This is a genomic window from Paraoerskovia sediminicola (genome assembly GCF_030296575.1).
GTDB lineage: Bacteria > Actinomycetota > Actinomycetes > Actinomycetales > Cellulomonadaceae > Paraoerskovia > Paraoerskovia sediminicola.
The window spans coordinates 2,764,011-2,786,935 of sequence record NZ_AP027729.1; the positions used below are offsets into that span (position 1 = coordinate 2,764,011).

General features: G+C 69.5%; 18 protein-coding genes and 1 pseudogene. 12 read left to right on the forward strand and 7 right to left on the reverse strand.

Going from position 1 to position 22,925, the window contains the following annotated elements; genetic code table 11:
- Position 1: 1 nt before the first annotated feature.
- Positions 2-1,369 carry a Stk1 family PASTA domain-containing Ser/Thr kinase gene (locus tag QUE47_RS12805; RefSeq protein ID WP_286217606.1) on the reverse strand — a complete coding sequence of 456 codons (1,368 nt, stop codon included), beginning with the start codon at positions 1,367-1,369 and terminating at the stop codon, positions 2-4.
- The gene (locus QUE47_RS12810) at positions 1,348-1,980 is read right to left on the reverse strand and encodes a serine/threonine-protein kinase (protein ID WP_286219502.1); all 633 of its coding nucleotides are present in this window, start codon (positions 1,978-1,980) and stop codon (positions 1,348-1,350) included. The genes QUE47_RS12805 and QUE47_RS12810 overlap by 22 nt, the downstream gene beginning before the upstream one ends.
- Positions 1,981-2,058: 78 nt before the next feature.
- Between QUE47_RS12810 and QUE47_RS12815 the strand changes: the two genes are divergently transcribed.
- On the forward strand, positions 2,059-2,466 hold the full coding sequence (locus QUE47_RS12815; protein WP_286217607.1) for an Rv2175c family DNA-binding protein: 408 nt from the start codon (positions 2,059-2,061) through the stop codon (positions 2,464-2,466).
- 10 nt (positions 2,467-2,476) lie between these two features.
- Here QUE47_RS12815 and QUE47_RS12820 read toward each other — a convergent pair whose 3' ends face one another.
- Complete coding sequence (locus QUE47_RS12820; protein WP_286217608.1) at positions 2,477-3,619, reverse strand: polyprenyl synthetase family protein; 1,143 nt, start codon at positions 3,617-3,619, stop codon at positions 2,477-2,479.
- A gap of 127 nt (positions 3,620-3,746) precedes the next feature.
- On the opposite strand from QUE47_RS12820, the gene QUE47_RS12825 reads away from it, so the two are divergent.
- The 3 genes from QUE47_RS12825 (at position 3,747) to QUE47_RS12835 (ending at position 7,357) form a co-directional block, all read left to right on the forward strand.
- Positions 3,747-4,904: a DUF4192 domain-containing protein gene (locus QUE47_RS12825; protein ID WP_286217609.1), complete on the forward strand. Its 1,158-nt coding sequence runs from the start codon at positions 3,747-3,749 to the stop codon at positions 4,902-4,904.
- Positions 4,905-5,007: 103 nt separating this feature from the next.
- Positions 5,008-5,397 carry a universal stress protein gene (locus QUE47_RS12830; protein ID WP_286217610.1) on the forward strand — a complete coding sequence of 130 codons (390 nt, stop codon included), beginning with the start codon at positions 5,008-5,010 and terminating at the stop codon, positions 5,395-5,397.
- A gap of 343 nt (positions 5,398-5,740) precedes the next feature.
- Positions 5,741-7,357: an RNA polymerase sigma factor gene (locus QUE47_RS12835; RefSeq protein WP_286217611.1), complete on the forward strand. Its 1,617-nt coding sequence runs from the start codon at positions 5,741-5,743 to the stop codon at positions 7,355-7,357.
- Positions 7,358-8,448: 1,091 nt separating this feature from the next.
- Here QUE47_RS12835 and QUE47_RS12840 read toward each other — a convergent pair.
- The 3 genes from QUE47_RS12840 to QUE47_RS12850 all read right to left on the reverse strand — a co-directional run bounded on the left by QUE47_RS12840 (position 8,449) and on the right by QUE47_RS12850 (position 10,593).
- A complete protein-coding gene (locus QUE47_RS12840; protein ID WP_286217612.1) occupies positions 8,449-9,180 on the reverse strand; it encodes a hypothetical protein in 732 nt (243 codons plus the stop codon).
- A 125-nt stretch (positions 9,181-9,305) separates the two neighbouring features.
- Positions 9,306-9,515 carry a hypothetical protein gene (locus QUE47_RS12845; protein WP_286217613.1) on the reverse strand — a complete coding sequence of 70 codons (210 nt, stop codon included), beginning with the start codon at positions 9,513-9,515 and terminating at the stop codon, positions 9,306-9,308.
- Between the two features lie 850 nt (positions 9,516-10,365).
- The gene (locus QUE47_RS12850; protein WP_286217614.1) at positions 10,366-10,593 is read right to left on the reverse strand and encodes a DUF7455 domain-containing protein; all 228 of its coding nucleotides are present in this window, start codon (positions 10,591-10,593) and stop codon (positions 10,366-10,368) included.
- A gap of 150 nt (positions 10,594-10,743) precedes the next feature.
- On the opposite strand from QUE47_RS12850, the gene QUE47_RS12855 reads away from it, so the two are divergent.
- The 7 genes from QUE47_RS12855 to QUE47_RS12885 all read left to right on the forward strand — a co-directional run bounded on the left by QUE47_RS12855 (position 10,744) and on the right by QUE47_RS12885 (position 18,148).
- The gene (locus QUE47_RS12855) at positions 10,744-12,873 is read left to right on the forward strand and encodes a DNA gyrase/topoisomerase IV subunit B (RefSeq protein WP_286217615.1); all 2,130 of its coding nucleotides are present in this window, start codon (positions 10,744-10,746) and stop codon (positions 12,871-12,873) included.
- 154 nt (positions 12,874-13,027) lie between these two features.
- A complete protein-coding gene (locus tag QUE47_RS12860) occupies positions 13,028-13,504 on the forward strand; it encodes a DUF4430 domain-containing protein (protein ID WP_286217616.1) in 477 nt (158 codons plus the stop codon).
- The gene (locus tag QUE47_RS12865; RefSeq protein ID WP_286217617.1) at positions 13,483-14,085 is read left to right on the forward strand and encodes a DUF6580 family putative transport protein; all 603 of its coding nucleotides are present in this window, start codon (positions 13,483-13,485) and stop codon (positions 14,083-14,085) included. Before QUE47_RS12860 ends, QUE47_RS12865 begins: the two co-directional genes overlap by 22 nt.
- A gap of 78 nt (positions 14,086-14,163) precedes the next feature.
- The gene (locus tag QUE47_RS12870; protein ID WP_286217618.1) at positions 14,164-15,264 is read left to right on the forward strand and encodes an S-(hydroxymethyl)mycothiol dehydrogenase; all 1,101 of its coding nucleotides are present in this window, start codon (positions 14,164-14,166) and stop codon (positions 15,262-15,264) included.
- The gene (locus QUE47_RS12875) at positions 15,261-15,887 is read left to right on the forward strand and encodes an MBL fold metallo-hydrolase (protein WP_286217619.1); all 627 of its coding nucleotides are present in this window, start codon (positions 15,261-15,263) and stop codon (positions 15,885-15,887) included. The genes QUE47_RS12870 and QUE47_RS12875 overlap by 4 nt, the downstream gene beginning before the upstream one ends.
- A 129-nt stretch (positions 15,888-16,016) precedes the next feature.
- The gene (locus QUE47_RS12880; RefSeq protein ID WP_286217620.1) at positions 16,017-16,634 is read left to right on the forward strand and encodes a DUF262 domain-containing protein; all 618 of its coding nucleotides are present in this window, start codon (positions 16,017-16,019) and stop codon (positions 16,632-16,634) included.
- Positions 16,616-18,148, forward strand: coding sequence for a GmrSD restriction endonuclease domain-containing protein (locus QUE47_RS12885; RefSeq protein WP_491018459.1), 1,533 nt, complete (start codon positions 16,616-16,618; stop codon positions 18,146-18,148). The genes QUE47_RS12880 and QUE47_RS12885 overlap by 19 nt, the downstream gene beginning before the upstream one ends.
- 12 nt (positions 18,149-18,160) lie before the next feature.
- On the opposite strand, the pseudogene metH reads toward QUE47_RS12885, so the two are convergent.
- A pseudogene (gene metH, locus QUE47_RS12890) lies at positions 18,161-21,678 on the reverse strand (methionine synthase).
- A gap of 146 nt (positions 21,679-21,824) precedes the next feature.
- On the opposite strand from metH, the gene QUE47_RS12895 reads away from it, so the two are divergent.
- Positions 21,825-22,907, forward strand: a complete 1,083-nt coding sequence (locus tag QUE47_RS12895; protein WP_286217621.1) for a GNAT family N-acetyltransferase — start codon at positions 21,825-21,827, stop codon at positions 22,905-22,907.
- Positions 22,908-22,925: the final 18 nt, after the last annotated feature.

The following is a 22,925-nucleotide window of genomic DNA, read 5'->3' on the forward strand; positions in this document are numbered from 1 at the left end:
GTCAGGTGACGGTGAGCTTGACCTTCGTCCCCTTCGGCACCTTCGTGCCCGGGTCCTGGTCCTGGAACAGCACCCTGTTCAGGGGACGCGCACCGAACAGCTCGTTGATCTCGACGGTGAACCCGGCGTCCTGGAGCGTCTTCTCGGCCTCCTCGACCTTCTGGTCGACGACGTCCGGGACCTCGACGAGCGGCGGGCCCAACGACACGACCAGCTCGACGGTGTCGCCCCGGTGCGCCTCCGCGCCGGACTCCACGGACTGGCTGACGACCTGCCCGCGGTCGACGTCCTCGGAGTAGTCCTCGCTCGAGGAGACGACCAGTCCCAGGTCCTCGAGCTCGGCGGTGGCCTCGTCGCCGGTCGACCCGGTGACGTCCGGCACGTCCACGGGGGCGGGGCCGTCCGACGCCACGAGATCGATGAGCGTGTCGTGCGGCTGGGAGGAGCCCTCCTCGACGGAGACGCTGAGGACCGTCCCCTCGGCGGCGTCGTCGTCGTACTCGCGCTCGGTGTCGGCGACCTCGAAACCGGCCTCGCGGAGCGCGGCGACCGCCTCGTCCTCGGAGGCGCCGACGAGACCGTCGGGCACGGTGAGCATCTGGACGCCGCGGGAGACGAGGAGCTCGACGGTGCCGTCCTTGCGGACCTTCGCGCCGCCGTCCGGCGTCGAGGCGACGACGTCACCCTCCTCGACGTCGTCGCTGAAGGTCTCCGTCGTCGTCGCGGCGAGGCCGACCGAGTCCAGTGTCGCGGCTGCGTCGTCCGCCGACTCACCGACCAGCCCTCGGGGCACCAGGGTGAAGGCCCCCGGGCCGTCGGTGAACCACCAGTACGCGCCGACGCCAGACCCGCCGAGGACCAGGAGGACGGTCAGGACCCACGCGAGGGCACGTCCGCGGCGCCTTCGGCGCGGCCGTGGTGGCCCGTCGAGGTCCTTGGTCCCGCCGGACCGTGTCACGAGAGCGGCTCGTGCGGTCGGCTGCATCTCCCCGAACGCCGTCGTCGGGATCGCGTCGAGGGACGTCCCCGGTCCTTCGACGGTCGTGGTGGCCTCGTCGTCGCGCAGATCGGTCGACGTGTCGTGCCGCGGCGACCCTGCCGCGACCGTCGTGTGGCGCAGGTCCAGGGCGCCCGGGTCGAGGGTGGCGAGGGCCGCGCGGACGAGCACGAGGGCCGCGGCGGCGTCCGGCGGACGGTCGTCGGGGTCGCGCGCGGCGAGGGTGGCCACCAGGTCGTCGATCTCCGTCGGGAGCTCGGGGGCCACGAGCGAGGGACGCGGGATGTCGGCGTTGACGTGCTGGAACGCGATCTGGATCGGGGTGCCGCCGGCGTAGGGGAGGGCGCCGGTCAGCATCTCGTACGCGAGCACGCCCACCGAGTAGACGTCCGCCCGGGGTCGCAGGCGACGGCCCGGATCAGCTCTGGCGCCATGTATGCGACGGTGCCGAGGATCGTCCCGGCGGTCGTGGTCGTCACCTCGGTGACGGCGCGCGCCAGCCCGAAGTCGGTGAGCTTCAACCGGCCCTCGACGTCGATGAGGACGTTCTCGGGCTTGACGTCGCGGTGGACGAGGCCGGCGCGATGGGCTGCGGCGAGCGCGTCGAGGATCTCGCAGAGGGCGCCGAGCGTCTCGCCCAGGGGCAGGGCCGACTCGGTGCGGAGCCGGCGACGCAGGTTCGTGCCCTCGACGTACTCCATGGTCAGGTAGCTGGTCTCGCCGTCGAGCCCCTGGTCGTAGACCGCGACGAGACCGGGGTGGGCGAGCCGCGCGGCGGCGCGCGCCTCGCGGCGGAACCGGGACACGAAGTCGAGACCCTCGACACCGTCCGCGAGGTGGCTGTGCATGACCTTGAGGGCGACCTCGCGGTCGAGACGTCGGTCGATCGCGAGGTAGACCGTCGCCATGCCGCCACGGGCGATCCTGGACACGACCTGGTAGCGCCCGTCGACCGTGTGGCCGACGAGCGAGTCCGAGGTCATGGCGGTCACCCGGGAATCGTAGGCGGTCGCGCACCCGCTCGTGCGGAGGCCCGCCGTCCTGCCCCGTAGGCTGACCACGTGAACATCGAGGATCTCGTGGACGACTGGTTGACCGTGCCTGACCTGGCGGAGGCGCTCGGGACGACCCCCGGCAGCGTGCGGAGCATCGTCAGCGACCGACGCGTGGTCGGGGCGAAGGTGGGGGAGCGGCGCGTCTTCCAGGTCCCCGCCCGTTTCGTGGTCACGCGGGGCGAGGACTCCGTCGCCGCCGGCCAGTCCCGCCCGGGGGCGGACGACGACCCGCGCAAGGTCGTCCTGTCGTCGCTCGCGGGGACGATCGGCGTGCTCACTGATCTGCGCTTCGACGATCTCGAGATCCTGGAGTGGCTCTTCTCGCCCGACGACGCGCTCGGCGCCAAGCCCATCGACGCGCTGATGAGCGGTCGTAAGGCCGAGGTGCGGCGGGTCGCTCAGACCCTGGGCTGAGAGGCGTCGCTCAGGAACGGCGCCGCGTCGCCGCGACCGCGAGCTCGGTGAGCCGTGCCGCGCCGTCCGGGTCGAGGCTCGTCGCGTCGAGCGCCGCGAGCGCTCGCTCGACGCGTGTCGCGATCATCACCTCGACGTCGGCGACCGCACCTGTCGACGTCAGGATCTCCTTCATCCGGTCGATCTCGTCGGCCTCGAGGTCGGGCGCGCCGAGGCGCTCGAGCAGGAGCCGGCGTCCGGCGTCGCTCGCGCTGCGCAGCGCCCGGTTCACGAGCAGCGTGCGCTTGCCCTCGCGGAGGTCGTCACCGGCGGGTTTGCCGGTGACCTGGGGGTCGCCGAAGACGCCGAGCAGGTCGTCCCGGAGCTGGAACGCCTCGCCGATGGGCAGGCCGAACGACGCGGACGCCTCGAGGTCGGCGTCGTCAGCTCCCGCGAGCGCGGCGCCGATCCTGACCGGGTGCTCGACCGAGTAGCGGGCGGACTTGGTCCGCAGGACCACGCGGGCGCGCTCCTCGTCGGCGTCGGCGTCGTCGCCCCAGGGGACGCTCTGGGCGCGGACGTCGAGGAACTGGCCCAGCGTCACCTCGGTCTGCATGAAGTCGAAGGTCGTGCGGGCTCGCTCGGCGTCCGGCGCGGGGATCTCGGCCGTGGCCTCGCGGAACGCGGCGCCGCAGGCGACGAGCAGGACGTCGCCGAGGAGGATCGCGCCGCTGGTGCCGAACTGCTCCCCGTCGCCGGTCCACCGCTCCCCGGTGTGCAGGTTCTCGAAGGCGCGGTGCGCGGCAGGCCTCCCGCGTCGGGTGTCCGACCGGTCCATGACGTCGTCGTGCACGAGCGCGGCCGCCTGGAAGAGCTCGAGCGCGGCGCCGGCGCCGACCGCCGCGGCGCGGTGCTCGGACTCGTGCGCACCGCCATGGGCGCGCCACGACCAGTAGCAGAACGCGGCGCGCAACCGCTTGCCCCCGGTCAGCAGCGCCGTCGCCTCGGCGAGGACCGGAGCGGCACCCGGGTCGACCCGGGCGAGGTCTGCGGCGAGGACGTCGAGGCGTCGGGTGACGGCGGCGTCGACGTCCTCCCGGACTGCCTCCGCGACCAGCGGGTCGGTCGTCGTCCCGGCTCGTGGGGCGGTCGCGGACGTCGGTTCGAGGTGCACCGCTCCAGCGTAGGCCCGTTGTCCCGGCGTGTGTGGCGGAGTCGTCAACAGGCCCGTCGTCGTCCGCTCGTCCACAGTTTCGGCTCCCGCCCCTCCGAGCGGGTGCGGCCGATCACAGGCTGGGCGCATGACGACGACGATCAGGGCCCGCGGCCCTCAAGAGCTCTTGTCCTACGTGCCGTACCGGCTCGGCTTCGAACCCCGGGACTCGCTCGTCACGGTGAGCGTCCGGGAGGGCCGGCGGGTCGGGCTCGTCGCCCGGGTCGACCTCGACGACCTCCTGGGCCGTGACGGCGAGCGGCTGGCGCGGCTGTTGGCCGGCCACCACGTGACGGACGGCGCCTCACGGGTCGTCCTCGTCGGCTACAGCGACAGGGCGGACGACGTCGCTGCGGCGGCCGAGGCGCTCACCGCGGCTCTGGGTTCGGCTCCCGGGGCGCAGGAGACCTGGGTCGTCTCGTCGCGCGGGTACCGGGAGCTCGGGTGTGCGGACGGGGACTGCTGCCCGCCCGAGGGCAGGCCGCTCACAGACCTGCAGAGCACTGAGATCAGCGCGACGATGGTCCTCGAGGGCGCGGCGGTCGCGCCGTCCCGGGCGGAGTCGTTCCGGATCCCGACGGCCTCGACGGACAGGCGGAGGTCCGCGCTCCGCGCCGGGAGGCGCTGGGCGTCCCGCGACGGTGCCCCGACGGCCGGTCCGGCGGGAGCAGCCGCGACCGACGGTACGGCCGGTGCGCGATGGCGCACGGCCGGCTACGAGACGTGGTGTGCAGCGGTCGCGGGAGCGCGTCACGGCAGTCACGTCGCGCGCGACGGCACCTCTGACGCCGACGCTGCCGTGCTCGCCGCGCCGGTCGCCGGTCGCCTCGCGGTGGCACTCACCTGCGTGCCCGTCCGCGACGCGGTGCTGCTGAGTCTGGTGCCCGGCACCGGCGACCTGGCCCGCGAGACGGCACGTGGAGCCACCCGTGGCACCCTCGACGCGGGCACTGCTGCGGCGATGGCGGCGATCGTGGACCCGGCACGGGGCGTGCCGCCCGACCAGCGGGTCGTCCGCCCGGCGGTTGCCGTGCTCACCGACGTCGTCGCCCACGCGACGGGGACGGCGCGCGTCGCTCCGCTCACGCTCCTCGCCCTCCTGGCCTGGTGGTGCGGGGACGGCGGCCAGGCGAACCTCCGGTTGGAGGAGGCGCTCGCGCTCGACCCGGAGCACCGCCTCGCGCTACTCCTGGAGAGCGCCCTCGCGGCCGGCGTCCCGCCGGGCTGGGTGCGCGCGCAGCAGTGACGGTGCGGCGCCCGTTCTGTCGATCCGGTACCGTCCCAGGGGTGGGGTGCCGTCCGCACCCCGAAGGAGCGCGCAGCGCGCACGAAGCTCTACGGAGGGCCGCATGACGATCGTCGTCGGATACCTGGCTACAGCAGAGGGCCGGGAGGCGTTGACGGCGGCGATCGACGAGACGACGCGCGGCCACGGGCCGGTGGTCGTGGTGGTCAGCCGGAGGGCGGGCTCCCAGGCACCCGCGGGTGACGACGACCTGGCCGAGGTGCGCGAGCAGTTCGTCTCGGCCGGCGTCGACCACGAGATCCGGATCATCTCCGACAGCGAAGGCGTCGCGGAGGACCTCGTGCTGACGGCGGAGGAGGTCCAGGCCGACCTGATCGTCATCGGTCTGCGTCGCCGGAGCCCCGTGGGCAAGCTGATCCTCGGCTCGAACGCCCAGCGGATTCTTCTCGACGCGCCCTGCCCGGTCCTCGCGGTCAAGCCGGCACGCAGTTGACGGAGCGCTGACGCAGCGTCGCCGGCAGGGTGTGACGGAGCGCTGGCGCATGGCTGACGCGGGAATACCAGGGGCGTCCGGAGCGCTGTCTCCGTACGAACGGCTCACGCCGTGCGCTGACGTGAGCGGGCCTGACGAGCGCTTGCACGCCACCGCGTCCTGACGGACCGGACCGGGTGACTGATGCTCGGTCACGCCGTCACGGCCGTCGGTTCACCCCGGGGCCGCTATAATGGTAGTAGTTCGCCCGGCCCGAGGCCCGCGTCGTCGGCACCACCGTTCCGCCGCCCGCCTCCTGGTACGGCACCTCCCGCATCCGTCGATCGCTGCCGAAAGGTTCTTCGTGGCGCCCATCTTTTCATCGTCCACCACGCTCCCGCGCGAGTTCGAGCACCCTGCCCTGCAGGCCCTGCTGACCAAGGGCGCGCAGGACGGTCGTATCGACGCGTCCACGTTCCGCGCCGCGTGCGAGTCCGCCGACGTCCAGGGCGCGAAGCGGCTCGGCGCGGTCTACCGGGCGTTCGCTGCGCAGGGCATCGAGGTCGACATCGCGTCCGCCGGGGCCGTGGCCGCTGCGGAGTCGACGAGCACCGCCACGCGCGCGACGGCGTCTGTCTCCGACGTCGACGAGGCCACCAAGGCCAAGCGCAGCGCCGCCGCGAAGAAGGCCGCAGCGACGCGGGCAGCCAAGAAGGCTGCCGCCGGGGCCGAGGCTGCCGGCGCCGACGTCACCAAGGCCCCCGCAGCGGGCGCCGACGCGGAGGAGCCTGCCGCGAAGAAGGCCGCGGGCAAGAAGCCCGCCGCCAAGAAGGCCGCCGGCGGTCGTCCCGCGCGCAAGCCCGCTGGTCCCCGTGTGATCGAGCCCGACGGTGTCCCGGAGGAGGACCCGGTCGAGGCACCGAAGAAGTCTTCCGCTCCGCAGGACGAGAGCAAGGGCTTCGTCGTCTCGGACGCCGACGAGGACGATGCGCCCGTGCAGCAGGTTGTCACCGCGGGGGCTACGGCCGACCCGGTGAAGGACTACCTGAAGCAGATCGGCAAGGTCGCGCTGCTGAACGCCGAGCAGGAGGTCGACCTCGCGAAGCGGATCGAGGCCGGCCTGTTCGCCGAGGAGCGCCTCGGTCAGCGTGAGGGTGCCGCGAAGCTCTCTCCGGAGGAGAAGGCGGTCGCCGACCGCAAGCTCACCCGTGAGGAGCGCAAGGAGATGCGCGACCTCGAGTGGATCGCGCACGACGGCCGCCGCGCGAAGAACCACCTCCTCGAGGCGAACCTGCGACTGGTGGTCTCGCTCGCGAAGCGCTACACGGGTCGCGGCATGCTGTTCCTGGACCTGATCCAGGAGGGCAACCTCGGTCTGATCCGCGCGGTCGAGAAGTTCGACTACACCAAGGGCTACAAGTTCTCGACGTACGCGACCTGGTGGATCCGGCAGGCGATCACCCGTGCCATGGCCGACCAGGCGCGCACGATCCGCATCCCGGTGCACATGGTCGAGGTCATCAACAAGCTCGCCCGCGTGCAGCGCCAGATGCTCCAGGACCTGGGCCGCGAGCCCACCCCGGAGGAGCTCGCCAAGGAGCTCGACATGACGCCCGAGAAGGTCGTCGAGGTCCAGAAGTACGGCCGCGAGCCCATCTCGCTGCACACCCCGCTCGGCGAGGACGGGGACAGCGAGTTCGGTGACCTCATCGAGGACTCCGAGGCGGTCGTCCCCGCCGACGCGGTGAGCTTCACGCTCCTGCAGGAGCAGCTCCACCAGGTCCTCGACACGCTCTCGGAGCGCGAGGCCGGCGTGGTGTCCATGCGCTTCGGTCTGCAGGACGGGCAGCCCAAGACGCTCGACGAGATCGGCAAGGTCTACGGCGTGACCCGCGAGCGGATCCGTCAGATCGAGTCCAAGACGATGTCCAAGCTGCGCCACCCGAGCCGGTCCCAGGTCCTGCGGGACTACCTCGACTGAGGCTGGTTGAACGTCCGGATACTTCCGTGGTGCAACGTTGGTTGCTGGGGACGGGATGATCCGTCGCAGCGGCTAGCTGTCGTGTCCAGGCGAGTTGTCGGCTGTGCTGATGGACGCACTACTGAACACGGCGTGTGCGGTGGTGCTTGTTGAGCCAGCCTGGCCTTCTCAGCGGCGTGGTGCGGGGTCCTGATCGATCACGGTGGGCTGTTGGCGAACAGTCAGTCGGGGTCGCCGCCGCGAGGTGCAGTTGCCTTCGTTGGTCGAGGTCGTGGCCCGATCTCCACAGTCGTGGGACGTGAAGGCCTCCAGACTATGAAGCAGTTCCTCGACAGTTCCGCTTCGCATCTGGAGGCCTTCGTCTGCTAGCGACCCGATGGCTAGTGCGCCGAGCAGCATCCTGGGACATCACGGTCGGCACAGCGTGGCGTCAAGCCCTCGGGAGTGGTGTAGCGCTGCTTGAGCCGGTGGGCGTCAGGCCCTGAGGCCGAGCATTCGGTCGCTTTTCACCTCGGTTCTGGATAGGTGACTATCTTGGGTCGAAATCTGGTCAGGTAGTCGTGCCCTCGCCCCATTCGTTGGTCTGCTCGGCAACAGCGGCACCAAAGAAGCACGAAATTGCGCCCACACTCACACGGAAGTGGCGGAACTGGCGCTATCAAACCCTGCGCTAACCTAGCGACTTCTACGCGTCGACGATCTTCCCCGTAGCCAAGCACCGACTAGAAAACCCAGTCCAACCGCCAGGAGATTGACGACGTAGCTCGCCCAAGTACTTCCATGCCGATCTAGGCTAGCCGCGGCCAGACCAGCAAGTGTGAGGAAACACGCAACTGTAAACAGTGCCTTGAAGCGCTGAGCCCATGCCGGTGCGTATGACCACAGGGTGGAAACGCCGACGATGAGAAGTAGGAAGAATAATTCCATTTCCTAGACCAACTGTCTTACGATTGACCCGCACGAGCCAAACCCCAAGAAGTCCAGTGTCGTGTCAAAGCCAAGCAGCATCAGGTTCTTCACGCGTGTGCGGTTGGTAGCACTCAAACGGTTCTTGTTCACGATGTACTGCTTGACCTTGCTCAACGAAGCCTTTACGCCCCAAGTTTCGCTGCGGCCGACTTCAGCTTTGCGCTCCTGTAGATATAGGACTTCGCCTTTACTAGGATTCTCGCTGCTTTCGCTCCAGGGACAAGGGCAACAGCAATCTCTCCTGCACACATTGCTGTGGTTCTGGTCCACCACCACCAGGAGGGGTCGGCGGTGAGTGGGAATGCGGTGGTGTCGTCGGTTTGGACGTGTTGAGTGAGGGTGTTGCCCGACAACTCATAGGTTGTCTGCAATGGTTGGCCGTTTGCGTCAGTAGCCCATGGAGCGCCGACGGTCGCCACGGTCGTATCCACGACCTCGATCGAGGTCTCGACGGGCTCTAGCGCCTCTAGCGCTGTCCATTGCTCTTCGCTAATGTTGTCGAGCGAGTCCTCGTTGGCAGCGCCACCCAGGATCGCGTCCACCTCAGCGTCAAAGCGGGCCGAGTCGCTTTGGTCTTCGACTTCAATCTCAGTTGGAACGATCACGTGGATGGAACCGTCGGCTTGGGATTCCAAACTGGGACCGGTGGGGAGATCAAGGGCGAAGTCGATACTCGTGTCTGCTTCCTCGCTGTCCAACACAGCAATCATCTGTATTCCATCAGGGATGGCACGCGTGACGACGTCGGTGCCCTCGGTCACGTCCTGAGCGACGCTCACTCCATCCACCAGTGCGGTATCAGTGTGGTCTCCGACCACACTCATCCCCAGCTCAAGACCAGCGGCATCACTCATCGACGCATTGGCTCCAGCAACTTCTACGGTCGCCGCACCCGTCGCACCAGCCTCGGCCCGCGCCACCGCACCTGTGCCGCTCAGTTCCACTGCTGGCGCTGCGGCGGCAGCGTTAGCCAACGCGGCTACCGACTGAACATCACATCCGAATCAAAGGACGTCGCGGCTTCCTTCACCGCTGCCGTGTCATCCGATGCGCCCACTCCGACATCCACCACAGCAGGCTGATTCACCGGCACCGGCTCCATCAACTCGGGCTCTTCAGCGGTAGCCGACATACCCGACATCACCAGTAGTGGCAACGCTACCGCCGTCGTTGCTGCCAGCGTTCTCACTCGAAACCTCATACGCAAAGCCCCCTGTTGGCCTCGAAACATCAGGTAGCAGTGCTTGCTACCCCACGGTCCTGTCTACTGACGAGGCGACACGCGAAGGGTCGCTCTTGTACTCTGCAGACGCTGTATTGGAGCACACCTAGTGCGCGAGAATGCGAGTTCTCCACAGGTCCGCATTGAATGGCCCCGGGATTGGTGACGGGTAGCGCGAGCGGGCCGCGGCGATGCCGTTGGGAGGTGTAGCGGGTGGTCGTGGGCGAGCCGGAGGATCATTCCACAGGCGTTGCGTGCGTTCGTCGGGTGCGTGGCGAGATTGACCGGGTCGCGCGGCCCGGGACGACGAGCGTGCCACGGTTCGGCTCGCGGAGCTGGAGCGCAACACCTAGGGCTCGGTCGGATCCCAGGGTGATGACCGAGCCATTCAGTTCTTTCTTTGAGGCTGTGTGAATCCGAACATCGTCATGTGCCTTCTTGGAGGCCCGGAGTCCATCGCCGGCATCGAGACTGCGGTCGCTGAGAACGCCGACTGGCGCAAACACTGGCATCGGCATGTCGAGATTGGGCTTCTGCCACCGACGGGGCTCGTGGGGTCGTTCTGGCAACATCGCAATGCTCCGCGGATCCGGTCGAAGTCCCAGACGACTGAGGTTTTTGCGAACCTGGGGCGATTCAAGTGTTCAGGCATTGACAGTGCGGGACTACCTCGACTGATCGGGCCGCACCGCACGACGCACGACGAGACCCCCGGACCGAATGGTCCGGGGTCTCGTCGTAGGCGTTTCTGGTTCTCCGGCGGCGGGGATCGACGCGGCCCGCGGGGGAGCCGTCTCGGCGGTGCCGCCCGGTAGCGTCAGCCGTTCGCTGCGGCGGTGGTCGAGCTGCCGTGCTCGGCGAGCAGCTTGTCGGTCTCGTCCTGGACGTGCGTGGCCATGTCCTCGTACGCGGCGGCGTGCGCGCGTCCGTGGTGGCCGCAGAACAGGAGCTCTCCGTGCTCGAGCACCACGCGGACATAGGCCTGGGCGCCGCAGCGGTCGCAGCGGTCGAGGGCGGTCAGCGGTTCTGTCGTCGTAGCAGTCACAAGACAATGAAACCATCTCACCGGGCGCAGCGGGCGCCTTTCGGGCCCGGTTCGCTGCGCGCGTAGAGATGTGCGGGACCTGTGCGCGCGCCCGGTCCACCCGTGGCGCCTGCGCCGGCGTGTCGGCGGGCTCGTCTAGGGTTGAGCACCGTGACGACCACCGCCGCTGACTCGAGCTACAACGCCCGCCATCTCTCGGTTCTCGAAGGTCTCGAAGCGGTGCGCAAGCGCCCCGGCATGTACATCGGGTCGACCGACTCCCGCGGCCTCATGCACTGCCTGTGGGAGATCATCGACAACTCGGTCGACGAGGCGCTCGCGGGCAACTGCGAGGACATCCGCATCGTCCTGCACGCCGACACGTCGGTCACCGTCGAGGACGACGGGCGTGGCATCCCGGTGGACGTTGAGCCCAAGACCGGTTTGACAGGCGTCGAGGTCGTCTTCACGAAGCTGCACGCCGGCGGCAAGTTCGGCGGTGGTTCGTACACCGCGAGCGGCGGCCTGCACGGTGTGGGTGCGTCGGTGGTCAACGCGCTGTCCGCCCGGCTCGACGTGGACGTCGACCGCGGCGGCAAGACGCACCGCATGACGTTCCACCGCGGCGAGCCGGGGCGCTTCGACGACCCGAGCTCGGGCCCCGGTCCCGAGTCGCCCTTCTCGCCGTTCGTCACCGGCTCCGAGCTCTCGGTCGTGGGCAAGGTCAAGCGCGGTGTGACCGGGACCCGCGTGCGCTACTGGGCGGACCGGCAGATCTTCCCGAAGAACGCGGTCTTCTCGTACGACGAGCTGGTGACCCGGGTGCGTCAGACGACGTTCCTCGTCCCGGGCCTTCGCATCACGGTCCGTGACGAGCGGGGCCTGCCGGGCACGCCTGCGGAGGACGGTCCGGTCGAGGAGTCGTTCGTCCACTCCGGCGGCACGGTCGACTTCGCGGAGTTCCTCGCCCCCGACGCCCCGGTGACGGGCACCTGGCACCTGATCGGTTCCGGGTCGTTCACCGAGACCGTCCCGGTCCTCGACAGCAAGGGGCACATGACCCCGCAGCCCGTCGATCGCGACTGCGAGGTCGACGTCGCACTCCGGTGGGGCACCGGGTACGCCACCGAGCTGCGCACGTTCGTCAACATCATCGCCACGCCGAAGGGTGGCTCTCACCAGTCCGGATTCGAGGCCGGGCTGCTCAAGGTGGTGCGCAAGGCCGTCGAGACGAACGCCCGCAAGCTCAAGGTGTCGACGAAGGACGGCTCGGAGCGCATCGACAAGGAGGACGTGCTCGCGGGCCTCACGGCCGTCGTCACGGTCCGCCTCGCCGAGCCCCAGTTCGAGGGGCAGACCAAGGAGGTCCTCGGGACCGCGCCCGTTCGCGGCATCATGGCGCGGGTCGTCGAGAAGGAGCTGGCGGCGCGGCTCAACGCGACCACCCGGGACGGCAAGACCCAGGCGGCGCTGCTGCTCGACAAGGTCGTCGCCGAGATGCGCGCGCGGGTCACCGCCCGCAAGCAGAAGGAGATCTCGCGCCGCAAGAACGCCCTCGAGTCGTCGTCGCTCCCCGCGAAGCTGGCGGACTGCCGCAGCAACGACGTCGCACGCAGCGAGCTCTTCATCGTCGAGGGAGACAGCGCGCTCGGTACTGCGAAGCTGGCCAGGAGCTCGGACTTCCAGGCGCTCCTGCCGATCCGCGGCAAGATCCTCAACGTCCAGAAGGCGTCGCTGAGCGACATGCTCCGCAATGCCGAGTGCGCCGCGATCATCCAGGTCATCGGAGCGGGGTCGGGCCGCTCGTTCGACCTCGAGGCGTCGCGCTACGGAAAGATCGTGCTGATGACGGACGCCGACGTCGACGGCGCGCACATCAGGACCCTGCTGCTCACGCTCTTCTTCCGCTACATGCGGCCGCTGGTGGACGCCGGTCGGGTCTTCGCCGCCGTCCCGCCGCTGCATCGCGTCGAGGTCAGTGCGACGGGCCGCAAGAAGGCCGAGTACATCTACACCTACTCGGAGGCCGAGCTCGCCGCGACGCTCAAGAAGCTCGACCGCGCGGGCCGTCGGTACAAGGACGACATCCAGCGCTACAAGGGCCTGGGGGAGATGGACGCGGACCAGCTCGCGGAGACGACGATGGACCCGCGCCACCGGACCCTGCGCCGCGTGACCGCAGACCACGCCGAGTCGGCGGAGCGTGTCTTCGAGCTCCTCATGGGCAGCGACGTGCCCCCTCGCAAGGAGTTCATCGTCGCCGGCGCGCACGAGATCGACCGGTCCAAGATCGACACCTGAGTCGCGTCGCGCGGTCGTCGGACGCGTGCCCCGCTCCGGCCCCGAGCACGTCCGGAACCTCGACGTACTCGGCGCGCCATCGGGTCGTAGCAGAGGTCGTCCCTCGGACCGGACACCGTGACGAGGCTTCGGCCGAGTCCGTAGGATCGCCCCTGTGACTACACGGACTACATCCCTGACCCTCCGCGACGCGACCACCCGAGGGCGGGCCGCCGCGCTCGCTTCCGCCGTGCTCGTCGTCGGGCTGCTCGCCGGGTGCGCGGGCGACGACACCGAGGCCGGGGCAGACGCGGCGTCTGCGGCTCCTGAGGTCTCCGCCACCGACGGCGCCGACCCGGCAGCGACGTCCGAGGCGACCGATGCACCGGACGCTGCGGATGCCGTCGAGTTCGCGTACACGGGACGCACGGGGAGCACGGCGCTCGAGCTGCTCCTCGAGGCGGACCCGACCGCCGAGGTGACCGGCGAGGGCGAGAACGCCTACGTGACCGCGATCGACGGCCAGGCGGCGGACGACGCGGCGAACGAGTTCTGGGCCCTGTACGTCAACGACGAGTTCGCCCAGGTCGGTGCGGGCGTGCTGGAGACAGAGGACGGTGACGAGATCGTATGGAAGCTCGACACGTTCTGAGTCTGCACGACCTGCGCGAACGCTGGTGGCGGCCCGCGGTCGTCCTGCTGCTCGTGGCCATGGCGATCGTCTGGCGGCTCGTGCGGGCCGACGCCGGTGCGCCACCGAACCTCGAGCTCGTGACGGCAGCGACGTTCGCCGGGGCGCTGCTCCTGCGCAACCGGCTCGCGTTCGCCGTCCCGCTCGTCGTGGCCGTCGTGAGCGACCTGCTCCTCGGCAACGGACCGGTGTGGATCTTCACCTGGTCGGCGTGGGCGGTCGTCGGGCTCGGGGCGCTGCTGGCGCCGAGGTTCGCCGACCGGCACCGGTTCTGGACCGCACTGGGCTTCGGCGCCGGAGCCTCGGTGTGGTTCTACCTGTGGACCAACGCCGGGGTCTGGCTGCTGGCCCGTGGCACCTTCTACCCGGCCGGGATCGAAGGGCTGGCGGCGAGCTACGTGGCGGGGCTGCCGTTCCTGCGCACCATGCTCATCGGCAACCTCGTGCTCGTGCCCGTCGCCGCGGCCGTCGTCTCGCTGGTCGAGAGCTTCGAGCGTCGGCGCGAGCTGGGCATGGCACCTGCGCTGGGCGCGACCCGGTAGGGACCCGGGCGACGGGATACCGTCGAGCGTCGTCCCGGAGCACCTGCCGGGACGGGACCCGACCCCGGAGGTAACCCCATGCAGAAGGTCCAGGCCGTCATCGCGCGCTCCGAAGGGGCGCCCGTCGAGACCGTCACGATCCAGGTCCCGGACCCCGGCCCGGGCGAGGCGGTGGTGAAGATCCTGACGTGCGGCGTCTGCCACACGGACGTGCACTACCGGGACGGCGGCATCAACGACGAGTTCCCGTTCCTGCTCGGCCACGAGGCCTCGGGGGTCGTCGAGGCCGTGGGCGCGGACGTCACCGAGGTCGCACCGGGCGACTCGGTGGTCCTGAACTGGCGCGCCGTCTGCGGCGAGTGCCGGGCCTGCAAGCGCGGTGAGCCCAAGTACTGCTTCGCGACGCTCAACGCGACCCAGAAGATGACCCTCGAGGACGGCACGGAGCTCTCGCCGGCGCTGGGTATCGGCGCGTTCGCCGAGAAGACCCTCGTCGCGGCCGGTCAGTGCACCAAGGTCGATCCGGACGCGCGTCCGGCGGCGGTCGGGCTCCTCGGCTGCGGGGTCATGGCCGGCATCGGTGCGTCGATCAACACCGGAGGAGCGACACGCGGCAAGTCTGTCGCCGTCATCGGGTGCGGCGGGGTCGGTGTCGCGGCCGTCGCCGGGGCAGCCCTGTCGGGGGCGTCGCCGGTCATCGCGGTCGACCTCGACGCCAAGAAGCTCGAGGCCGCGAAGGCGCTCGGCGCGACCCACGTGGTCGACTCGTCGACGACGGACCCGGTCGAGGCGATCAAGGAGATCTGCGCCGCGACGTACGAGGGCGCCGAGGGCGCGGACATCGTCGTCGAGGCTGTCGGGCGCCCCGAGACGTGGAAGCAGGCGTTCTACGCCCGCGACCTCGCCGGACGCCTGGTCCTGGTCGGCGTCCCGACGCCCGACATGAAGGTCCCCGACCTGCCGCTCATCGACGTCTTCGGCCGTGGCGGCGCACTCATGTCGAGCTGGTACGGCGACTGCCTGCCGAGCCGCGACTTCCCGATGCTCGTCGACCTCTACCGGCAGGGCAGGCTCGACCTGGACGCGTTCGTGACCGAGGAGATCGGCCTCGACGACGTCGAGGCGGCGTTCGACCGCATGCGCACGGGCGACGTCCTGCGATCGGTGGTGGTCCTGTGACCGGCGCCGTGCGTGTCGATCACGCGATCTCGAGCGGGACGTTCTCCCTCGACGGCGAGACGTTCGACGTCGACAACAACATCTGGGTTGTCGGCGACGACACTCAGTGCGTGGTGATCGACGCGCCACACTCCGTCGACGACGTCCTTGCGGTCGTGGGGGAGCGCACCGTCACCGCGATCGTCTGCACCCACGCCCACGACGACCACGTGCGGGTGGCACCCGCCCTCCGCGAGCGGACCGGCGCCCCGATCCTGCTGCACCCCGAGGACCGCCCACTGTGGGAGCTGACCCACGCGGAGGCCCGATGGGACCGGGACCTCGCCGACGGTCAGACGATCGAGGTCGCGGGGACGACGCTCCGGGTGCTGCACACACCGGGCCACGCGCCGGGAGCGGTCTGCCTGTACGCGCCCGACCTCGGATGCGTCTTCACCGGCGACACGCTCTTCGACGGTGGCCCGGGGGCGACCGGCCGGTCGTTCTCGGACCTGCCGACGCTCGAGGCGTCGATCAAGTCGCAACTGTTCGCTCTGCCCGCCGAGACGGTCGTCCACACCGGGCACGGTGACGACACGACGATCGGCATTGAGCGTGCTCGAGACTGGGGCCCCACCGACTGACCGGCCGCAGCCCGCGCCGGGGGCGCGAGCGAACTGGCTGACACGCCGCTGCGGGCCGCAAGGAGCGCCATGCGCCCGGATTCGTTGGACTACCGTGACGGTTGAACACCAGAGCCGACGAGGAGCGCGATGGAGACCAACGTCCGTACGCCGATGGAGATCTTCAACCTGCCGCAGCACCTGTTAGTGCCGCTGTTCCAGCGGCCGTATGTGTGGGAAGAGGACGACCAGTGGCAACCCCTGTGGCAAGACCTCGAAAGGCTCGCGGAAGTGCACCTGGCCGACCAAGCCTCGGGTGCAGCCCACTTCCTTGGAGCCGTTGTTCTTCAGGCCCACGGTGGGGTGACCGGCGCCGTGCCAGCCTCAAACGTCATCGACGGCCAACAGAGGCTTACGACGCTTCAGCTCGTCCTTGACGCTGCAGCCGCAGTGTTCGAGGAGCGCGGGATCGACAACCTTGCGGCCCAGCTCGATTCCTTGACGCACAATTCCTCAAACTTCGTCCCGGATCGTGCTGAGCAGCTCAAGATCCGCCATACGAACAAGGATCGGTCAGCGTTCGACGAGGTGATGAACGCCAGCCAGCCGATCGAGTATGCGAGCCTCAAGCACACGGGTTCGAAGATCGCCCGCGCACACGCGTTTTCCTCGCCCGGATCGCGGAGTGGCTCGACAGGGAGCCGGCGAGCTCGGGCGAAGCCCGGCCGACGGCCGCTCGGCGTGCGGAGATCTTGGCGGGCGTGCTGAAGCAAGGGTTGCAACTCGTCGTGATCGACCTCCGAGCGACCGAGAACTCGCAGGAGATATTCGAGACGCTCAACGCTCGTGGCACGCCCCTCACAGCGGCCGATCTCATCAAGAACTTCGTCTTTCAGCGGCTGGACGCCGAGGGTGCCGACACTCAGAAGGTTTACCGCGAGGACTGGCCCTTCGAGCGGTCATTCTGGGAGCACGAGATTTCTGTCGGCCGACTCTTGATGTCTCGGTCGTCACTTTTTCTCAACCAGTGGTTGACGTCGCGCACGGCGGCAGAAGTCTCGACAAAACAGACGTTTGCTCTGTTCAAGCACTACGTCGAGCATGGCACCTCGAGCACGATGAGCGAGCTGCTGCGCGAGATCAAGCAGCAGGCTGATCTGTACGAGCGATGGACGCTCGCTGCGAGCGGACCCGACCGTGAGCTCTCGTGTGTGGAGATGTGCTTCTACCGGATGCATGCGTCCGGTGTCGAGGTTCTCAAACCCATCCTGCTCTGGCTGCACGAGCCGGGCCGTGAACTGCCCCAAGCCGTGATCGATCAGGTGGTGCGTACCGTCGAGAGTTGGCTCGTACGCCGAATGTTGCTCAGGCTGTCGCTGTCCAACATGGGCCGTGTCGTCGCGGACGTTATTCGGGTGCACCGATCGACGGAACCCGAGGTGCTCGGGAAACAGGTCGCTGACTACGTCGCCCGATTGAGGGTTTCGACGACCTATTGGCCGGGAGACTTGGAGGTGATTCAAGCCCTGCAGTTCGAGAACGCCTATCGTCGCTACCCGCGCGCACGGCTGAGGATGTTTCTCGAAGCGGTCGAGGATGACTACAGGTCGAGGTTCGACGCCGGCCAGGTCTCGCGACGGGCGTATCCGATCGAACACCTACTGCCGCAGCGCTGGCAGGTCCACTGGCCCGTGGACGGGTTGGCCGCAGAGGTGGAGCGTGATCAACACGTACACCGCATGGGAAATCTGACGCTCATCACCGAGTCCTTGAACTCGTCCGTTTCAAACGGCCCGTGGCTCGGTGAGCGCGGAAAGTGGGCCAAGCTCTCGACCTACGACGTGCTCCTGATGAACCGCAGGGTGCGCGAGGTCTCGCAGGAAGGCTGGGACGAGAACCTTATCGATGAGCGGACGACGGCGATGGCCGGTGCGCTGCTTCGCACATGGCCGGTCCCTGACGGTCATGTTGGGCAGATTCTCGACGCCCCAGTCACGGAGGCAGCCGACGTAGCGGTCAAACAGCTTGTCGCTGCCGATCTCCTCACCCCTGGGGTCGAGCTCGTGGCCAGGGGACAGTGGGCAGGGGCGACCGCCGTGGTGACGGAAACCGGATTGCTTCGGGTCGGGGACAGCCAGTTCGGCACTCCGAGCGGTGCGGCCAAGCATGTTAGTGGCCGCTTCAGCAACGGCTGGATGTTCTGGAGGCTCCCGGACGGTCGCAGATTGGCGGACGTCCGTACGGCGTTCCGGGCCGGGGCGAGCAACCATGAGGGCGGTTGACGCCGACCGTCCTCACACCGAGAAGTACTTCGCCTCCGGGTGGTGGAAGACGAACGCGTCCGTCGACTGCTCGGGGTGCAGCTGCAGCTCGTCGGAGAGTACGACCCCGACCCGCTCGGGCCGGAGCAGCTCGACGACCTTGCGGCGGTCCTCCATCTCGGGGCACGCGGGGTAGCCGAGGGAGAAGCGGGCTCCGCGGTAGTCGAGCTTGAACAGCCCTTCGACCTCGGCCGGCTCTTCGTCGGCGAAGCCGAGTTCCTCGCGCACGCGCGTGTGCCACCGCTCGGCGAGGGCCTCGGTGAGCTGCACCGACAGCCCGTGCAGCTCCATGTAGTCGCGATACTGGTTCGCGGCGAACATCTTCGCGGTGTGCTGGTCGACGCTGTCGCCGACGGTGACGAGCTGGACGCCGAGCACGTCGAAGCGGCCTTCTGCCTCGCACCACTCGCGCGGCCGGACGAAGTCCGCGAGGCACAGGTGCCGGTCGCGGCGCTGCCGGGGGAACGTGAAGCGCAACCGCTCGGTCCCGGGCTCGCCGCCGGAGCCGCCGTCCGGCCCGTCGTGGTGGGCGACGACGACGTCGTCGCCCTCGGACCACACGGGGAAGTACCCGTAGACGACGGACGGGTCGAACATGCCCTCGGCGTGGATGCGGGACAACCACTCGCGCAGGCGCGGGCGACCCTCGGTCTCGACGAGCTCCTCGTACGAGGCGCCGTCGTCGCCGCGGCCCGGCTTGAGCCCCCACTGCCCGAGGAACGTCGCGCGCTCGTCGAGCACCGCCGCGTACTCCGCGAGCTGAATCCCCTTGACGACGCGCGTGCCCCAGAACGGGGGAGTCGGCACCGGGTTGTCGGCGGCGACGTCCGAGCGCGCCGGCAGGTCCTCGTCCGCCGTCTCGGTGGGGCGCACGACGGCGTGGCGCCGCTTCTTCAGGGCGGGGAGCCCGACGTCGTCCGGCGACTCGCCCCGCGCGATGCGCACGAGCGGCTCCATGAGGCGCAGACCTTCGAACGCGTCGCGCGCGTACCGGACCTGACCCTCGTAGACGGCGTCGAGGTCGTCCTCGACGTAGGTGCGGGTGAGCGCCGCGCCGCCGAGGAGCACGGGCCAGCGGCCGGCGAGGCCGCGGGCGTTGAGCTCCTCGAGGTTCTCCTTCATCACGACGGTCGACTTCACGAGCAGGCCGGACATGCCGATGACGTCGGCGTCGTGCTCCTGCGCGGCCTCGATGAAGGCTGCCATCGGCTGCTTGATGCCGATGTTGACGACGTCGTAGCCGTTGTTGGTGAGGATGATGTCGACGAGGTTCTTGCCGATGTCGTGGACGTCGCCGCGCACGGTGCCGAGCACGATCGTGCCCTTGCCCGCGTCGTCCGACTTCTCCATGTGCGGCTCGAGCAGCGCGACCGCGGCCTTCATGACCTCGGCCGACTGCAGCACGAACGGCAGCTGCATCTCGCCCTTGCCGAACAGCTCGCCGACGACCTTCATGCCCTCGAGCAGGTGGTCGTTGACGATCTGCAGGGCGCTGGTCCCGCCGGCCCGCGCCTCGTCGAGGTCGGCCTCCAGGCCCTTGCCCTCGCCGTCGATGATGCGTCGGGCGAGGCGCTCGCCCACGGGCAGCGCGGCCATCTCGGCGGCCCGCTGGTCCTTGAGCGCCGCGGAGTCGACGCCTGAGAAGAGATCGAGCAGGTGCGACAGCGGGTCGTGGACGAGCGTCCCCGCGTCGTCGTAGACCCGCTTGTCCCACACCAGGTCGAGCGCCGCCTGGCGCTGGTCGTCGGGGATCTTGTTGAGCGGCAGGATCTTCGCGGCGTGCACGATCGCCGAGTCGAGGCCGGCCTGGACGCACTCGTGCAGGAACACCGAGTTGAGCACGGTGCGTGCCGCCGGGTTGAGACCGAACGACACGTTCGACACGCCGAGGGTCGTGTGCACGCCCGGGTACTTCGCGACGAGGGCGCGGATCGCTTCGATGGTCTCGATCGCGTCGCGCCGTGTCTCCTCCTGGCCGGTCGCGATCGGGAACGTCAGCGTGTCCACGACGATGTCGTCGCGCCGCATGCCCCAGTCGTCGACGAGCGTGTCGATGAGGCGCGACGCGATGGCGACCTTGGTCTCCGTCGTCCGGGCCTGACCCTCCTCGTCGATCGTCAGGGCGATGACGGCCGCGCCGTGCTCCTTGACGAGCGGCATGATCCGCTGGAAGCGCGACGTCGGGGTGTTGCCGTCCTCGAAGTTCACCGAGTTGACGACGGCGCGGCCACCGACGAGCTCCAGGCCCGCCTTGATGACGTCCGGCTCCGTGGAATCGATGACGAGGGGGAGCGTGGAGGCGCTCGCGAACCGGGAGACGATCTCGCGGACGTCGGCGACGCCGTCCCGCCCCACGTAGTCGATGCACACGTCGAGCAGGTGCGCGCCCTCACGGGTCTGGGTGCGGGCGATCTGCACGCACTCGTCCCACTCGCCCGCGAGCATCGCCTCGCGGAACGCCTTGGAGCCGTTCGCGTTGGTGCGTTCGCCGATCGCGAGGAACGCGGAGTCCTGCGCGAAGTCGACGTGCGAGTAGAGGCTGGCCACGCCGTTCTCACGCTCGGGGAGCGCGGCTCGACGGCCTGACCGCCGACGGCCTCGACGATCTGGCGCAGGTGCTCGGGCGTCGTGCCGCAGCAGCCGCCGACGAGACCGAGCCCGAACTCGCGCGCGAACTGTGCGTGCGCCGCCGCCATCTCGGCGGGCTGCAGCGGGTAGCTCGCGCCGTCCTTGCCGAGCACCGGGAGCCCGGCGTTCGGCATGCACGTCACGGGCATCTGGGAGTGCTTCGCGAGGTGGCGCAGGTGCTCGCTCATCTCCTGCGGGCCCGTCGCACAGTTGAGCCCGACCGCGTCGACGTCGAGCGCCTGCAGCGTGGTCAGCGCCGCGCCGATCTCGGAGCCCATGAGCATCGTGCCTGTCGTCTCGACGGTCACCGAGACGAACACCGGGACCCGGACCCCGAGCTCGGCCATCGCGGCCCGCGACCCGTTGACGGCGGCCTTTGCCTGGAGCAGGTCCTGGCTGGTCTCGACGAGGATCGCGTCCGCGCCGCCCTGCACGAGGCCCTTGGCCTGGAGCCCGAACGTGTCCTTCAGGTTCTGGTAGGTCGTGTGCCCGAGGCTCGGCAGCTTGGTGCCCGGCCCCATCGACCCCAGCACCCAGCGCGGCTTGTCGACTGTGGACCAGTGGTCCGCGCGCTCGCGGGCGATCCGGGCGCCGGCTTCGGCGAGCTCGGTGATGCGGTCGTCGATGTCGTAGTCCGACAGGTTCGACCAGTTGGCCCCGAACGTGTTGGTCTCGACGCAGTCGACACCGACCTCGAAGTACGCGTCGTGCACGGCGCCGATCGCGTCGGGCCGCGTGACGTTGAGGATCTCGTTGCAGCCCTCGAGCCCCTGGAAGTCGTCGAGGGTGAGGTCCTGCGCCTGGAGCATGGTCCCCATCGCGCCGTCGGCGACGACGACGCGGCTGTTCAGCGCGTCGAGCAGGGCAGCGGAACGGGGGCGAGGACGGCGTCAGGCATGGTCCGAGTCTAGGTCGCGGCCCCGCCTCGAGGTTCGGGCGTCCACCGACCGTCGGACGGCGTGGCGCCGTTCGACCGTCGCGTCGCCGCTCGTGCCCCTAGGCTCGGAGGATGCCCCACGACCTCGCCCCCATCAGCCGGCGTGCCGACGCCCCCGACGCGCTGCCCCAGCTCCCCGCACACCTGCGCTGGCGGCCGCTGCGCGTCGACGACGCGACCTTGCTCCACGGGCTCGTCGAGGCGATCGAGCTCACCGACGGCGCTAGGTTCCGGACGACGGCCGCTGAGTCCGCGGAGAAGCTCACGGGAGAGTGGAAGGACCTGGACCACGACACGCTGGTCGGGGTGGACGACGCGGGCGTCGTCTGCGCGTACGCGACGGTCGAGCTCGTCCAGGGCGCGGCGACGCTGCAGAAGGTCATCGTGCACGGCGGGGTCCACCCGATGGCTCGCGACCGGGGGATCGGCGGCCCGCTCGTCGACTGGATGACGGCACGGGCGCGCCAGGTGCTGGTCGCCTCCGGGACCACGCTGCCGGCGCGGATCGAGACCCACACCGACGAGTCCGGCCCCGCCGCCGAGCGGGACCTCCTCGAGCGGGCCGGGTTCCGGGTCCGGCGCTACTACGCGAACCTGCGTCGCGACCTGGCGGACGACGTCCCGGACGTCCAGCTGCCCGACGGGCTCCGCCTCGTCCCCTGGTCCGACGAGATCGACGACGCGATGCGTCTCGCCCACAACGACGCGTTCCGCGACCACTGGGGCAGCCAGCCCACGACCCGGGAGAACTGGCGCCACGGGCGTAGCACGTTCGCGCCCACGTGGACGTTCGCGGTGCTCGACGAGCGGGACGAGCGCCCGACGGTCGACGGGGCGCAGGACGCGCACGCGTCGAGCGGCGAGGGCGCACCTCTGGTCGCCGCGTACCTGATCTCGGGGCGTTACGAGCAGAACTGGGAGGCCCAGGGCTTCACCGCCGGGTTCACGGAGCTGCTCGGGGTCCGACGCACCCACCGCGGGCTCGGGCTCTCGGTGGCGCTCCTCGAGGCCGCGATGCGGGCGTACCGTGCCGACGGCATGCAGTTCGCGGAGCTCGACGTCGACACCGAGAACCCGTCAGGGGCCCACGGGCTGTACGCGAGCCTCGGGTACGAGAAGCTCGACGGCTCGATGGTGCACACGATCGAGGTCTGACGGCGGTCGCGCGCCTCC

What these genes read in the sequence shown, in the direction of transcription:
- QUE47_RS12810 (WP_286219502.1), bottom strand. Translation starts at nt 1,980, where the DNA reads ATGACCTCGGACTCGCTCGTCGGCCACACGGTCGACGGGCGCTACCAG.
- QUE47_RS12825 (WP_286217609.1), top strand. Translation starts at nt 3,747, where the DNA reads ATGACGACGACGATCAGGGCCCGCGGCCCTCAAGAGCTCTTGTCCTAC.
- QUE47_RS12830 (WP_286217610.1), top strand. Translation starts at nt 5,008, where the DNA reads ATGACGATCGTCGTCGGATACCTGGCTACAGCAGAGGGCCGGGAGGCG.
- QUE47_RS12840 (WP_286217612.1), bottom strand. Translation starts at nt 9,180, where the DNA reads ATGAGTGATGCCGCTGGTCTTGAGCTGGGGATGAGTGTGGTCGGAGAC.
- QUE47_RS12865 (WP_286217617.1), top strand. Translation starts at nt 13,483, where the DNA reads ATGGAAGCTCGACACGTTCTGAGTCTGCACGACCTGCGCGAACGCTGG.
- QUE47_RS12870 (WP_286217618.1), top strand. Translation starts at nt 14,164, where the DNA reads ATGCAGAAGGTCCAGGCCGTCATCGCGCGCTCCGAAGGGGCGCCCGTC.
- QUE47_RS12880 (WP_286217620.1), top strand. Translation starts at nt 16,017, where the DNA reads ATGGAGACCAACGTCCGTACGCCGATGGAGATCTTCAACCTGCCGCAG.
- QUE47_RS12895 (WP_286217621.1), top strand. Translation starts at nt 21,825, where the DNA reads ATGCCCCACGACCTCGCCCCCATCAGCCGGCGTGCCGACGCCCCCGAC.